Raw genomic sequence first — 15134 nt, forward strand, 5'->3', positions numbered from 1 at the left:
AACTCGACAATGTCTAACACGACGACTCAAATTACATTGCGCACTGCTGTACTCATCCCGTTTGTGATGATCTTTTTGCTGGCTATCAGTGTGATTGTTTACGTCCAAAAACAGAGCTACGAAGACGTCGTAACGGATCTCAGCGACAAGCAGCTATCCGTTCTGACTGAAAGTGTTCACGATCATCTCAATGATTATTTGCGCAAACCTTTTTCGGCCGTGACTTCGCTCGCGCATAACGTCAGTTATCACAACCTTTACCAACCAAACGATACTCAAGACATTAAAACTTACTTGAGAAGCGCTTTTCAGAACCTTTACCATTCTATTCCTCAATTAGATGTGATTGCTTTTGGTTCTCGAACTGGTGATTTTGCAGGTTTCCGCCGTGAGCCTGATGGCAACTATACGCTGATGGTTCAAGACCATCGCACAGATGGCAATTTGGTCATCTATGACAATGATAAGCTCAGCGACAATATTCGTACCATTATTGCTAACTATGACCCTCGAACTCGTCCTTGGTACCAACCTGTTGCGCGCAATAATCAAGCTCGATGGTCTCCCGTCTACCCCAATGCAGATGAGCGCCAAGATGTCACCTTATCGGCAATGGCACCGGTATACGAAAAAGGCATGTTTGCTGGTGTACTAGTGACAGATATTCGTATTAATACATTCAGTTTTTTCTTACGTGAGCTCAAAGCTAACACCAAAGCTTCGGTTTTCATCATGGATCAAGATCGTCGATTAGTGGCACATTCAGGCCAAGGCAGCGTGATCTCATGGGGAACGAAATTCTCAGATGAAGGCCAACGCTTATTGGCATCAGAAAGTCTAGACCCAATGATCCAATTGAATGCGGAGCGGATAGAAAGTATCGATCTATCCAAAAGCGATGCACCGTATACTTTTGAGCTCAATTTAGATGGCCAACGCATGTTCAGTCGTGTTACGCCTTATCATGATCCGAATGGCCTGACTTGGTTTATTAGTACTTCAATTTCTGAATCGGATTTACTTGGAACCTTGCCAAAAAGTCAGCAAAAAAGTTGGATCGTCGGCGTTTTTGTCAGTTTAGTTGGCATTGCGATAGGTTGGGTCATCTTCAACCGCACCACTCGACCAATAGAAGCCACCGTTGTGGCCGCACAACACCTTGCAAAAGGAGACTGGGATAGTCCGCTGCCTCGCCCTGGCTTTATTTATGAAACCACCATCCTAGTGAAAACGTTCAATGAGATGGCAAACAACTTAAAAGCCTCATTTAAAGCCCTGCGTGAACAATTAGAGTTTGATTCATTGACACACTTGTACAGCCGTCAAGGTTTAATCGAAATCAGTGAACATTTAGACTCACAGCAGCCAGGTTGCCTATTCCTATTGGGAGTCAACAAGTTTAGAGATATTAATGATAGTGTTGGGCACCACAGTGGTGATCAACTGCTCATCAACATTGCGGAACGATTAAGACAACAGCTCCAAGAAGAAGCCATTCTTGCGAGAATTGGCGGAGATGAATTTGCTGTTTTTATCCAAAAACTCAGCAGTGATGAGGACACTCGCTTAATAGAAAGGCGTATACAGCAACTTCTCGCTTCCCCATTCATGCTCGACGGCGAAACCGTGGTGATTAAAGTCTCCATGGGTATCGTACGTACAGATTCTGCGCATAATATGAATTTATGGTTACGTAATGCCAGTATCGCTCTTAGCTCCGCGAAGCAAGATTCAATGACCAATGTGTGCCACTACAGCCCAGAAATGGCGAGCGCATCGAAATACCGCACACAAATGGTGACAAAAGTTCAAACGGGTATTAATAACGGTGAGTTCAAACCTTACTATCAGCCAATCATCGATCTTGCTAGTGGCAACATCTGTGGTGCTGAAGCGCTGGCTCGTTGGGATAGTGAGTCCGGTATGGTATCACCTTTAGAGTTCATCCCTATCGCTGAAGAAAGCGGTATGATAAAAGCGATTGGCCAGCAAATTTTCTCACAAGCTTGTAACGATACGCGCAGCGCCATCGACAACAAACAATGGCCGGAAAACTTCCAGCTGCACGTCAACGTATCGGTTAACCAACTGTCATGCCCTGACTTTGTTGATACCGTCAAACAAGTACTCGACGAAACTCGGCTACCAGCAAAGAATGTAACCTTAGAAATAACAGAGTCTCGTATCGTTGATAGCGCCCCAACCACGTTAGAGAATATCTCTGCACTCCGTAATATGGGACTAGGTATTGCTATTGATGATTTTGGAACAGGCTATTCGTCCTTAGCCTATCTACATGCGATACCATTTACATGCTTGAAAATTGATCGCACATTCATTAATCGCTTATCGAAAGAGAATTTGGATAACTCGGTAGTGGCTGCGATCATTAGAATTACCAAAGGAATAAAAACCACGGTCGTTGCTGAGGGAGTAGAAACCGCTGCGCAAGCTCAACTGCTGAGCACTCTGGGGTGTGAACAAGTTCAAGGCTTCTACTACAGCCGCCCATTGCCAATTGAAGAATGGCCAACACATTTGGTGAACATGAAGTAAAAAAGCGCTGAAATTGCTGATTTACTGGCCATCTCATACTGACAATATACCCAACTGTTATTTATACTTTATACCCAAGTAACCACTTATCTTCCCCATGTATTGTCATTGATAATGTTTGGGCTGAATGCCTGTTTATAACAAACAACCCGGAACGACATAATGATAACGAAGAATCTTCCCCTAACAGATTTGCACCGTCACCTTGATGGCAACATCCGTACTAAAACCATTCTGGAACTTGGTCAGCAATTTGGTGTTGCTTTACCTGCTTACGATATTGAGTCTTTAACTCCACACGTTCAAATTGTTGAAGCTGAGCCATCTCTTGTTGCTTTCCTTTCTAAGCTTGATTGGGGTGTGGCGGTTCTTGGCGATCTAGATGCATGTCGCCGTGTTGCTTACGAAAACGTAGAAGACGCATTAAACGCACAAATCGACTACGCAGAGCTGCGTTTCTCCCCTTACTACATGGCGATGAAACACAAACTGCCTGTTGCCGGTGTAGTTGAAGCGGTTGTCGATGGTGTTCAAGCGGGCATGCGTGATTTTGGTATCAAGGCAAACTTAATCGGTATCATGAGCCGTACGTTTGGAACGGATGCCTGTCAGCAAGAGCTTGATGCTATCCTTAGCCAAAAATCGCACATCGTTGCAGTTGACCTTGCCGGTGACGAACTTGGTCAGCCTGGTGATCGCTTTGTCTCTCACTTTAAACAAGTGCGTGATGCAGGCCTTAATGTCACCGTACACGCTGGTGAAGCGGCGGGCGCAGAAAGCATGTGGCAAGCAATTCAAGAGCTTGGTGCAACACGTATCGGCCACGGTGTAAAAGCAATTCACGATCCTAAACTGATGGATTATCTGGCGGAAAACCGTATTGGTATTGAGTCTTGCCTAACATCGAACTTCCAAACCAGCACGGTTGATTCTCTTGCCAACCACCCGATCAAACAGTTCCTAGAGCACGGCGTTCTTGCGTGTCTAAACACTGACGACCCAGCAGTTGAGGGCATCGAGCTACCATACGAGTATGAAGTTGCAGCACCAGCAGCAGGTCTAACTCAAGCGCAGATTCGCCAAGCGCAAATTAACGGTCTTGATCTCGCTTTCCTATCTGATGCAGAGAAAACTGAGCTGAAAGAAAAAGTAAAAGACCGCGCATAACTCATTGCAGTAAAAACTTATAACAGAAACAAAAATGCCAGCAGATGCTGGCATTTTTATATTGAGAGTCGCTTTCAAACTTAAATGACGCGAGAGAACTGCTGCTGACGAGCTCTTGCACGTAGGTATTTATCGAAGCACATACAGATGTTACGAATCAATAAACGGCCACGTAGTGTCACGCGAATTTCATTGCCATCGACTTCAACTAATTCGTCATCAATGAAAGTTTGCAGAAGCTGTAGGTCTTCTTTGAAATAGTGTTCAAAGTTAACCTTAAATTCTGATTCAATTGCTTTCTTATCCAACTTGAAGTTACAAATAAGCTGCTTAATCACTTCGCGTCGCAATAAGTCATCAGCATCCAGAGAAACCCCTTTCCATAGCGCATGACGTAAGTCATTCACTTGTGCATAGTACTTTTTCAGTTCTTTCTGGTTTTGCGCATACGCATCACCAATCATTGAGATCGCTGAAACGCCAAAACCAACTAAGTCACATTCGCCTTGAGTGGTATAGCCTTGGAAATTACGGTGCAAAATACCTTCTCGCTGAGCGACAGCAAGCTCATCATCAGGCATAGCAAAGTGATCCATACCGATGAACTGGTAACCCGCGCCTGTCAGCGTAGCAATAGTATCCTGCAGGATCGCCATCTTCTCTTCTGCTTGAGGTAAGTCTTCGTCTTTGATCTTACGTTGCGCGGCAAACAACTGTGGCATATGAGCATAGTTAAACACAGACAGACGGCCAGGCTGCATCTCTAGCACTTGCTCTAGCGTTTTCGCAAAAGACGCTTTCGTTTGCTTCGGCAGGCCGTAAATTAAGTCAAGGTTCGTTGAGCGGAAACCAAGCGTTTTTGCACGTGCGACCATCGCAAAGATAAATTCTTCATCTTGCTCACGGTTTACAAGCTGCTGAACTTCTTTATTGAAATCCTGAACCCCGATACTCAAACGGTTAAAGCCCTCACTACGCAAGTGATCAAGCATCGTCAGCTCGATTTCACGTGGGTCGACTTCAATACTGATTTCTGCATCCGCGCTGAATGTGAATTCTTGGCGCAATAAATCCATTACGCGAGTGATTTGCTTTTCAGATAGGAATGTTGGTGTACCACCACCAAAATGCAATTGCGTTACAGTACGCCCAACAAGCAATGATGCGCGCTGACGAATCTCATGTTCCAATACATCAAGATATTCATCTGCTTTGTGTGAGTGGCGAGTAATGACTTTATTACAGCCGCAGTAGTAACAAAGCTTATGACAGAACGGAATATGAACGTACAACGAAAGCGGACGATTTAAGTATTGAGTGCATGCCATATCGTAATCCGAGATGGTAAACGCTTCATGAAACTCCAGTGCTGTTGGGTACGACGTGTAGCGAGGACCGGAATAGTTGTACTTATCCAATACCGCTTGATCCCAGACAATTTGCTGTTTCGATTCAGTATGTTGATTCGACATGGTGGTACTTTCCGTAAATGCTAGGGTGAAAGTTCTCATCACCCGATACTCAGAGGCCGTTATTCTGCCATACCAAGACGACAACGACGGTAACCGCTCACCGCTTTTTAAGTATAAAACTAAAGAAGTGCTAGCGTGATCACGATCCCCCTATGGCTGTTAGATAAGCCACGGGAGAAAGTAATTAAATCATCTGAATATTGATTTGATTATTCAGTGGCTGGACGTTTTTCTGCAACACTTTGAGTTCTTCAACAATCGCATCAGTCAGACGGTTTTCGGCTTTATGACGCGCTAAGTTTTGTTGCATACGCTCTTTCTTGGTCAGCTTTTGGCGATCTTCGCCACGCGCCATATCTTTTACAACATGGTAAAGCTCTGAAATCGCAGGGTAGGTGGTATCGAAATCAACACGGTCTTCACCCTGGACGTAGTCCATAATGTTATAGACACGAATGCTGATTTCAGACAAATCACACTGACCTTGAATACCCGCTAGACACAAGGTATGCACATTCTCAAAAATATTGGCATTACGTTTATCAATCGCCAATTTTTTGTGCTTCAGCTGCAATTCCTTTTGCTTTTTTAATTGAAGCAGAAGGTAACCTGCATAAGAAGCCAGCGCGATAATAATCACTGCACCTGCAATCGCTAATAAGGTTACGTTCATGGATTACTTATCCTTTGTAGTCATCGAAGTTAATACCGTCGAAATCAGCAAGTAGATCATCGTCATTACGCGTGCCTTTTGCTGCTGGAGCGGTGAAGTCTTCTTCTTCCGGCTCTAATAGACCCAATTGGTCCATTAATCTTTCGATACGATCAAGCTTCTCATCAACATATTGTTGCAAGCCTTTACCTAGGTTTTCACCGGCTTCAATGCGATCCAACAACACGTTCAATTGCGCATCATTTTCTAGCATCTCTAGCTCTTGCTCAGCAGATAGTCGGCGCTCTTGTTTCGTCATCTTCTTCGCTGGCTCAACAATTAGAGGAATCTTCTTCTTGCTGCCTAGGCGTGGATCACGATTTTGCGCAGCCGATTGCTTCTTCTGCTCGTTCACTTCAGAGTTGCGGCTACCTTTCTTCAAGCCCTTACGTTTTTTCGCACGCTTGCGTAGGCGACCTTCAACGTCAGATTCTGTACGGTTACGAGTGACAACAAACTCAGGTGCGCCTGCTGCACCTGGCTTTCTAGATTTTTTACTACGGCTCATTACTGGGTTTTCCTCAGTAAAATTACATCATTACCAATAAATTCGAGTTCGAGCTTATCCCGCTCAGCTAGGAACTGGAACGTCTCATGGCTAAAGAACACCACATGGGTAGGGTCGTTCTTATAATGCCATGATTGAAAGGCTTCTACATCAATGACCATTTTCGTCATCAGGCCTATCCAGCCTCCTGGCTTAACTAAATTCAACCATTGTTTCCACACCAAATCGGGGTGGTAGAGGTGTTCGATCACCTCTGTTGCTGTCATGAAGTCATACTGCTTTTCTAGCACCGAGGTATCTGGGTGGTAATAAAGATCATATAACGCCATGTTGTGCCCTGCTTCTTCTAACATCAAGGAAAGCGTTGGGCCAGGACCACAACCAAAGTCGATTCCATTCGATTGTGGCAAAATTCGCTCTGCAATTGGATCAGCAATCCGCGCTAAAAAACGTCGGTATCCCATATCTTCTGGGTTGTTCTCATGCAAATCATAGTGAGCTTTTTCGGTTTCTGCATCCAAACGTTGGTCTGGGTTAACGAACACCAAATTGCACTGTTCACATTGAAGATACTCGCGTCGCTTGTCTTCAAAATAGTGATGAGTGCGCTGATTCTGGCATAAAGGACAAGTATGCATGCTGGCTTCCTCAAACAGGGATGCGAAACATACCAGAAAGTAGACCTAGATTGGAGTGTTGCTGGATATTTTTTCAGCAATTTTTGTTAAAAAAGTTTGATTGTGCTTATTCGTCGCCAAACAGATATAAAAAAAGCGACAGTTAAACTGTCGCTTTCTAAATGCCACCTCAAGTGGCGAAACTGTGTTGCACACATCTGGTGCACCAAGAATCCTTTTGTTTTTCGTGCTTTCCTTGCCAAAAAGTGTTGTTTTCCATCTTCCTGATGAATTTTGGCTATCCTTTCACTTCCTGTTTGCTGAGCTACTTCCTGAGCTTGATCCTTTTCACTGTCTTAACCATCAGACGAGATGACCATCCATATCCGGTAGACTCCTTGCCTACCTACGTCCCTTTTCCGACTACCAAGCTTCCCTCGCTTGCGTCCTTGGAGACCTAAAATCCATGGTCTGAAATCCTGAGTGCCACTCCTTGTGAACAGTTGCTACTTTACGGATTCTCCAAAAACCAACAACCCACTAAATGAAATAATTTGAGACAATTTTTCACTCATAACAAATGGCATTTATTATCATGCACTTAGAATTGCTCACGAGAAATCGTACAGCATACGCATGGCAAATATCTCACAAAGACCCGAGCGATCTATCTCTTTACTACGCAAAACAGAACGTGATCTACATCACTCAAATAATGCCTACCCTCACCCAATTTATTTTGCAACGGCGAGTAAGATATTGAGGCTCCGAAACAAAAATGCCCTGACAGGATTGTCAGGGCATTTTTGTTTAACTTTGCTCGAACTATGTAGGGGACATATACTCAAGTAACTTCAATATATTAGTGCAAACCGCCAACGTATTTTGACAGAGTTTCAATATCTTCATCTGTCATCTTCTTCGCGATATCACGCATCATCGCGTTCATATCATTATTACGGTTACCATCACGGAATTTCTCTAACTGAGCTTTAATGTAGTCCGCTTGCTGTCCAGATATTTTAGGAAAACCTGACAGTTCAGTACCGTTACCGCGAGGACCATGACATGCGATACATGCGGTAAGACCACGCTCTGCATCACCAGCGGTGTAAAGTACTTTGCCTTGTTCGACCACATTCTCTGGGGTTGAGCTTTCTGCAATAGGTAAAGAGGCATAGTAAGCGGACAGATCGGCGATGTCTTCATCGCTCAGTGGCATAGCCATACCACTCATAACAGGGTCGTAACGACCTTGTTTACCACCACTCGTCATACCGAGTTTTAGATCTTTTAACTGCTTTTCAAGATACTTAGCGTGTTGGCCTGCAAGATTCGGGTACATTGCAAGTGCACTGTTACCATCTGCTCCATGACAGGCGACACAAGTTTGTGATTTTGCTTTACCAGCTTCAATATTACCTTGGGCCCATACTGAGCAACTGGCTAAAAGACTCAAAATTAGCGCTAATTTCTTCATGACATTCCATTATAATTATCAAGCTTCCAGTACCACGGAATGTGAACATACCGCGTACACTCATGGTACAATAGGCGACCTTATGCCGAGCACGGTTATTTTACACAATTTCACAAAAAAGTAATCAATCGACTACACAAAGTCGAGATGGAGTTAACAGTGAGCGTAAAAATTCATTACCAAAACACGCATTTCATCACCAGCGCACCCGATATTCGCCACCTACCGGAGGACGAAGGTGTCGAGATTGCGTTTGCAGGACGCTCAAACGCTGGTAAATCGAGTGCACTAAACCGTCTAACTAACCAAAAAAGTTTAGCTAAGACATCAAAGACCCCAGGTCGTACTCAATTGATCAACCTTTTCAAGGTAGAAGAAGGTTGTCATATCGTCGATTTGCCAGGATACGGCTTCGCTCAAGTACCGATTGAGATGAAGAACAAATGGCAGAAATCATTGGGTGAATACCTACAGAAACGCGAGTGTCTAAAAGGCTTGGTGGTTCTGATGGACATTCGTCATCCAATGAAAGATCTCGACCAACAAATGATTTTCTGGGCGATTGACAGTCGCATCCCTGTTCAAGTTCTTCTAACTAAAGCAGATAAACTGAAAAGCGGTGCTCGCAAACAAACGCTACTAAAAATTCGCAAACAAGTAGAAACTTTTGGTGGTGACGTATCGGTTGATGTGTTCTCTTCACTGAAAGGTCTCGGTGTCGATCAGTTACGTGCCAAACTGGATACATGGTTTGCACCAGCGTTCGCACATCTGATTGAAGAAGAGCAAGATTCTCAAGAGAGCGGCGAAGAATAATTAACAAATTTTGTTAAAATTTTTCGATATAGCCCTGCCTTTTGGTGGGGCTTTTGTTTATCTGCTGTCCATAAACGTGAATTTTAGACAATAAAAACCCCCACCTTCCTGGCAGGGATAATGGGAGAGAAAACTGGTAATAATTATTATGCTGCAAGCATTACTGAACTGAATTTGTTTTTCAATAGGTCAAAAAGCAATCAAAGACGAATAACATTACATTTCACAATTTTTATAACTCATTATTATTCAACAAATCAATAACTTAACTGGATTTTCAGACAAAGCTTGTGTCTACTTACTTTCTTTCAAGAAAAAATGATAGTGTGATTGGAATAAATTTACAGAACAAACATCGGATCGAGTTGATGTAAAAAATCTATGTATTGCAGTGACTTAGATGCTTGAACAAGCGAGAATTGAACGGATTATTATTAACCTATTGAGTCAAAAAGAAAATTTTCTTTCGCCCAATAAAAAACGCCCCAGTCAAAAACTGACTGGGGCGCTGAATCAGCCTAATCCAATAACGTGAAACAAAAGGTCTGAAAGATAGAACATCTTACCTCTGTACCCTACGAGAGATAATGTACAACAATTGGTCAGATTTGCAAAGAACTTTTGTAGTTAATTTTCATTAAAGTTTCATTAAGCAACAACAATTCAAAATTTCGAATTGCTTTTTTTATTGACAAAAAAAGCCAGCGTTTGTGCGCTGGCTCATATAAATTAGCGTAAATTGCGTTAAAAATGACTAGTGCGCCTGATCCCAGTTATCACCATGACCCGCATCCGCAACAAGAGGCACTTCCAAATCTGCTGCAGATTCCATCAATTCTTGTACTTTACTTTCAATTTCGACTAAAGAAGCCTCTTCGACTTCAAACACCAATTCATCGTGTACTTGCATCAGAAGTTTCACTCGGCCATTGCCCTCTTCTTGAATCCACTGATCAACAAGCAACATTGCTTTTTTGATGATATCCGCCGCGGTCCCTTGCATCGGAGCGTTGATCGCTGCACGCTCTGCCGCTTTACGGCGCATACCGTTACGCGATTGAATTTCTGGTAAATGCAAGCGACGTCCAAAGATGGTCTCAACATAGCCCTGTGCCGAAGCAGCACTACGAGTATCTTCCATGTACTGCATGACACCTGGGTAACGTTCAAAATATTTATCCATATAAGCTTGCGCTTCACTGCGAGGAATACCAAGCTGCTTCGCAAGGCCAAATGCACTCATACCGTAGATAAGGCCGAAGTTAACCGCTTTAGCACGACGTCGCTGCTCACTTGATACTTGGTCAATAGACACACCCATGATTTCTGCAGCGGTTGCTGCATGGATATCTTTGCCGTGACGGAACGCATCAAGCAGTGCTTGGTCTCCCGATAGATGCGCCATGATGCGCAATTCAATCTGAGAATAATCGACCGCCAAGATCTTGTAGCCAGCTGGCGCAATAAATGCCTGACGGATTCGACGTCCCTCTTCATTACGGATTGGAATATTTTGCAAGTTTGGATCCGTCGACGATAGACGACCCGTCGCGGTTACGGCTTGGTGGTAAGAAGTGTGTACACGACCTGTTGATGGGTTAATCATCTTTGGTAGCTTGTCTGTGTACGTCGATTTTAACTTCGCTAAACCACGGTATTCCAAGATCAGTTTTGGTAGTGGATAATCCAAAGCCAGTTCTTGCAGTACTTCTTCATTCGTCGACGGTGTTCCCGATGGAGTCTTTTTGATCACCGGCAAGCCCATTTTTTCAAATAGAATCGCTTGAAGCTGTTTCGGCGAGTTCATGTTGAACTCTTGTTCAGCAATTTCATAAGCTTTCTGCTCTAACTCGTCTAAGCGAGCAGCAATTTCTACTGACTGTGTACTGAGCTTCATGTCATCGATCAATACACCAGTGCGCTCAATGCGAGAAAGCACAGGGACCAACGGCATTTCGATTTCTTCGTAAACCGCTTTTAGCTTGTCATCTTGCTCAAGATTTGCAAATAGACGGTTGTGCAGACGCAGTGTTACATCAGCATCTTCTGCTGCGTATGGTGACGCTTCATCCAATTCGATTTGATTGAAAGTCAGTTGGTTCTTGCCTTTGCCTGCAATCTGTTCAAACGAAATACAACTGTGTTGTAGGAAACGCAGCGCAAGGCTATCCATATCGTGCTTGCCACCAACGCTGTTATAAACGTAGGACGCTAACATGGTATCGTGCTTGATACCTTTCATCTCGATGCCATAGCGAGCCAATACTGAGGCGTCGTATTTCAGGTTCTGACCCACTTTCGCTTGAGTTTCATCCTCAAGAATCGGTTTAAGTTTTGCAAGCACCCACTCACGATCGAGTTGCTGCGGTGCATCTAGGTAATCGTGCGCGACAGGAACGTAAGCTGCAATGCCCTCATCAATAGCGAATGACAGACCAACAAGGTTTGCTACCATGTAATCTAGGCTGTCGGTTTCTGTATCAAACGCAAACAGGTCAGACGCTTTTAGCTTGTCTAGCCAAGCCATGAATGAGGCTTCATCCAAAATAGTTTCGTATTGGCTACGATCAATCTTCACCGCTGAGGTGTCCATATCCGCTTTAGATACTGAACTACCGCGTACTGCACCAGTTGACTCATCCGCTTCAACAACACCCGAGCCACCATCTAAAAGCTCATTCAGCCAAGATTTGAACGTCAATTGACCGTACAATTTGATCAGCTCATCTTTGCTTGGTTCTGCTTTTAGTAATGATTCTGGCGTTTCTTCCAGTTCTACATCTAGCTTGATGGTGGCTAGCTCATAAGACAGCATGGCATTGTCTTTATTATCAACGAGCTTCTTCGCCATGGTCTTTGAACCACGAAAACCAAGTGCTGCAATATCATCAAGGTTTTCGTACAGCTTAGTTAAACCGCCAATACCTTGCAGTAGTGCAGTCGCCGTTTTATCACCTACACCTGGAACGCCAGGGATGTTATCCACTTTATCGCCCATCAGTGCAAGGTAGTCGATGATCAACTCTGGTGGAATTCCAAACTTTTCAATCACACCCTCACGATCCATCACAACATTCGTCATGGTATTGATCAGAGTAATGTTGTCATCCACAAGTTGCGCCATATCTTTGTCGCCAGTACTGATCAATACAGGCATGCCTTGTTGAGATGCTTGATACGCAAGTGTGCCAATAACGTCATCAGCTTCAACACCGGGTATGCAAATAAGTGGGAGACCCATTGCACGTATAACATTATGTAACGGTTCAATTTGGCAGCGGAGATCATCCGGCATGGGCGGACGATTCGCTTTGTATTCTGGGTACATATCGTCACGGAAAGTTTTACCTTTCGCATCGAAAACCACGGCGATGCGATCAGAAGCAAACTGGCGCATCATGCTACGTAGCATATTCACTACGCCATACACCGCGTTAGTTGGGATTTCACCGTTACTCATCGTGCCAGGGTAAGCGTGAAAAGCGCGATATAGATAAGAAGAACCATCGATAAGAATCAACGGGTTTTCAGGAATACTTGCCATAATTGTCTGTATCCAAATCAGTACTTAAGAGATCTGCTTAGAATGCCATGACTACTGATCTGAATCTATCTTGTTCGCGCGATCAAGTTCGCGGAAATTTTCCGAGTTTGTTCACGAAAAACACGTCACACTGTGGATAACTCTGTTTATATAAATTATCCACCGGTTATTAACTTGAAATGAAACACAAAAAACCAAAACCTAAAGCACTGTTTATAAAGAACTTATTGGAAACAGATCTACAAGATCAAGGATCTATAAATGATCGTTACATGTGGAAAAGTTTTAGTGAAAGGCGTCAATAAAAAATTTTCGGAAAGAAAAAAGCGACCCCGATGGGTCGCCTAGCAGAAGTGGTAAAGTTAGTTCTATTAATGAGGTAACTTTGCCAAGAAGCTATAAATTACACTGGAAGCAATGTGAGCAATGTCGTGTCAAAAAGAATTCGTTTACGGTCAATCGTCGATTTCATTACTTTCTCAACCACTGGTTAATCAGTAACGCCCTCTCCTTATGAACCTCTCTCGTTCCCTAAGACGCCATTAATAATAATGATTCTCATTTAATAATCAACAGTTAAATGAGAAAATATCTCATTTATTTTCACACAGCTTTAATAAAGTGAACACGAGACTCGCGAAGGTTTGGCTTTTCTTCAAATTTTTCAATAATATAGTCATTTCTTAGCAGTAAACGTAGCATCGCTGGAAATTGATTACGTGATTTCACTTTTAGCATTTTATAGCCCTGTTCCGAGACCCAATCTTCTTGAGCCTCTAACAGCATTTGCGCTACGCCTTCATTGCGCGCTTCTGGTGCTACTCCACCAAACCAGCTATAAAACGTGTAATCATCAAATTCATAGCCGATTTTAAAACCAAGGATCGTACCGGCTTTCTCAGCGACTAAGATTAAACTCTTTTTATCTCCAAGGCGTGCTGCCATGGATTCAACCGTTTCACCACGTGCAAACTCAGTTACGCGTGCTACTACTTGGATCGCCTCTTCCAGCGTGCCTTCACGAATCAGCATTGTCATTGTTCTACTCTCCAGAGATAAAAATACCCAAGTAACATTAGGTCATATGCATTATGACTGAGGTTACTTGGGTACATGAAGACCGACAACAATTGTCGGTCTGGTTTTTCTCATTGAGCGATAATTACTCTTCTGCTGCTTGCTGAACTTTCACTAGATGCTGAGCCGCCTGCGCATTTTCTTCTGCCAACCACTCTGCAACATCTTTCGCGAAGTAGGTCAAAATACCGTCTGCACCAGCACGTTTGAAGCAAAGCAGTGATTCCAAAACAGTTTCACGCTCTTTTAGCCAACCATTCATGATGGCAGCTTTGTGCATCGCATATTCGCCTGAAACTTGATAAGCAAACGTCGGTACTTGTAGTTCTGTCTTCACTCGACGAACCACATCAAGGTAAGGCATACCTGGTTTTACCATGACCATGTCAGCACCTTCATTGATATCAAGTGCCACTTCGTGCAGCGCTTCATCGCTGTTTGCCGGATCCATTTGGTAGTTTTTCTTGTTACCGCCTTTTAGGTTCGATGCTGAACCGACTGCATCACGGAATGGGCCGTAATAATTTGATGCATACTTAGCAGAGTAAGCCATAATTTGTGTATGAATATGGCCCGCTTCTTCTAATGCTTCACGGATCTTACCAATGCGACCATCCATCATATCTGATGGTGCCACGACATCCGCACCCGCTTCCGCATGAGACAAGGCTTGTTTGATAAGCACTTCTGTCGTCTCATCATTCATCACATAGCCATTTTCATCGATAATGCCGTCTTGCCCATGAGTCGTAAATGGATCAAGTGCTACGTCCGTAATGACACCCATTTGCGGCACATGCTCTTTTAATTCACGAACAGCACGTTGAACTAAGCCCTCTGGGTTGTATGCTTCTGCAGCGCATAGGCTCTTTGCGTCTTGGTTTACGACAGGAAACAATGCAATCGCTGGCACACCTAAACTTGCTAAGTAATGCGCTTCTTCTAGCATTAAATCAATCGACAAACGCTCTACACCCGGCATCGATTCAACACTTTCACGGCGGTCTTTACCCATTAGAACAAACATTGGGTAAATCAGATCATTAACAGAAAGTTGGTTTTCAGCCATCAGACGACGACTAAAATCGTGCTTACGCATGCGACGCATACGGCGTGCAGGGAATGGACCTTGAATTGATACAGACACCATTTTCTCCTTGTCTGGACGGTTATGATGATCAAAAT

Annotated in this window: 11 protein-coding genes; 3 read left to right on the top strand and 8 right to left on the bottom strand. The window is 43.7% G+C overall.

Translation table 11 applies throughout. The features are described 5' to 3' along the window. Positions 1–9 precede the first annotated feature (9 nt). A complete protein-coding gene (locus KHN78_RS07150; protein ID WP_211915613.1) occupies positions 10–2556 on the top strand; it encodes an EAL domain-containing protein in 2547 nt (848 codons plus the stop codon). Between the two features lie 162 nt (positions 2557–2718). After that, positions 2719–3723: an adenosine deaminase gene (gene add, locus KHN78_RS07155; RefSeq protein ID WP_211915614.1), complete on the top strand. Its 1005-nt coding sequence runs from the start codon at positions 2719–2721 to the stop codon at positions 3721–3723. A gap of 80 nt (positions 3724–3803) precedes the next feature. Here add and hemN read toward each other — a convergent pair whose 3' ends face one another. From hemN to KHN78_RS07180, 5 genes are all read right to left on the bottom strand, one after another. After that, positions 3804–5195, bottom strand: coding sequence for an oxygen-independent coproporphyrinogen III oxidase (hemN, locus tag KHN78_RS07160; protein WP_128812061.1), 1392 nt, complete (start codon positions 5193–5195; stop codon positions 3804–3806). 184 nt (positions 5196–5379) lie between these two features. Then, complete coding sequence (locus KHN78_RS07165) at positions 5380–5868, bottom strand: DUF2489 domain-containing protein (RefSeq protein WP_211915615.1); 489 nt, start codon at positions 5866–5868, stop codon at positions 5380–5382. 7 nt (positions 5869–5875) lie between these two features. Then, the gene (gene yihI, locus KHN78_RS07170; protein WP_211915616.1) at positions 5876–6415 is read right to left on the bottom strand and encodes a Der GTPase-activating protein YihI; all 540 of its coding nucleotides are present in this window, start codon (positions 6413–6415) and stop codon (positions 5876–5878) included. Continuing rightward, on the bottom strand, positions 6415–7053 hold the full coding sequence (locus KHN78_RS07175) for a class I SAM-dependent methyltransferase (protein WP_211915617.1): 639 nt from the start codon (positions 7051–7053) through the stop codon (positions 6415–6417). The genes yihI and KHN78_RS07175 overlap by 1 nt, the downstream gene beginning before the upstream one ends. Positions 7054–7894: 841 nt before the next feature. After that, entirely contained in the window at positions 7895–8512 is a 618-nt protein-coding gene (locus KHN78_RS07180) for a c-type cytochrome (RefSeq protein ID WP_128812067.1), read from the bottom strand. Positions 8513–8671: 159 nt separating this feature from the next. On the opposite strand from KHN78_RS07180, the gene yihA reads away from it, so the two are divergent. Then, entirely contained in the window at positions 8672–9328 is a 657-nt protein-coding gene (gene yihA / locus KHN78_RS07185; protein WP_211915618.1) for a ribosome biogenesis GTP-binding protein YihA/YsxC, read from the top strand. A gap of 754 nt (positions 9329–10082) precedes the next feature. On the opposite strand, the gene polA is transcribed toward yihA, so the two are convergent. The 3 genes from polA to hemB all read right to left on the bottom strand — a co-directional run bounded on the left by polA (position 10083) and on the right by hemB (position 15096). Beyond that, complete coding sequence (polA, locus tag KHN78_RS07190; RefSeq protein WP_211915619.1) at positions 10083–12872, bottom strand: DNA polymerase I; 2790 nt, start codon at positions 12870–12872, stop codon at positions 10083–10085. Between the two features lie 603 nt (positions 12873–13475). Further along, entirely contained in the window at positions 13476–13910 is a 435-nt protein-coding gene (locus KHN78_RS07195; RefSeq protein ID WP_211915620.1) for a GNAT family N-acetyltransferase, read from the bottom strand. 124 nt (positions 13911–14034) lie between these two features. Beyond that, the gene (gene hemB / locus KHN78_RS07200; RefSeq protein WP_211916523.1) at positions 14035–15096 is read right to left on the bottom strand and encodes a porphobilinogen synthase; all 1062 of its coding nucleotides are present in this window, start codon (positions 15094–15096) and stop codon (positions 14035–14037) included. Between the last annotated feature and the right edge of the window lie 38 nt (positions 15097–15134).

Source organism: Vibrio sp. B1REV9 (genome assembly GCF_905175395.2).
Taxonomy (GTDB): domain Bacteria; phylum Pseudomonadota; class Gammaproteobacteria; order Enterobacterales; family Vibrionaceae; genus Vibrio; species Vibrio alfacsensis.